Source organism: Dryocola clanedunensis (assembly GCF_038405435.1).
Taxonomy (GTDB): Bacteria; Pseudomonadota; Gammaproteobacteria; order Enterobacterales; family Enterobacteriaceae; genus Dryocola; species Dryocola clanedunensis_A.
In genome coordinates, this window is the sequence record NZ_JBBYHZ010000200.1 from 1 (window position 1) to 537 (window position 537).

1 protein-coding gene is annotated in these 537 nt (G+C 64.6%); it reads right to left on the reverse strand.

Annotated elements, in window-relative coordinates; genetic code table 11:
- Positions 1-537: TonB-dependent receptor domain-containing protein (locus AAE045_RS24220; protein ID WP_455549841.1), on the reverse strand; the 537-nt coding region annotated here is incomplete at both ends.

The following is a 537-nucleotide window of genomic DNA, read 5'->3' on the forward strand; positions in this document are numbered from 1 at the left end:
TTGTTCTTGGGCAGGGTGGCGCCGAGGTTGCTGCCGGTGTAATCCACCAGCGGGCCACCGACCACGGTGGGGCGGCTGTAGTCGCGCACGTGGGTGAAGGCGGTGCTCAGGCCGAAGTTGCCGGCACGCTCGGTCGGGAAGCGCTGGCGCAGTTCGACATCGAAGCCGGATGTCTTCAGCTCGCTCAGGTTCTGATAGCGGTTGTAGACCGCCAGCAGCTTGCCACGCTCATCGCGCAGCACCGCACCGGGCACGTCATCGGTGACCAGGGTCTGGGTGTTGTTGGTTCCTACCAGGTTCTCCAGCTCGATACGGTAGTAGTCCACGCTCAGGCTGGTGTTGGACCACGGCGAGAGCACGATGCCGGCGTTGAAGCTCTTGGTGCGCTCGGGCTTGAGGTCGTTGTTGCCCACGGTGAAGAAGGTCGGGTTCTGCCGCGAGCCCGGCACGTCCGGATCGCGCGGATCGATCACGCTGCCGTAGGCGATGCTGGTGCTGTTGGAATTCTCCGACAGCGACGGCGCACGGAAGCCCTTG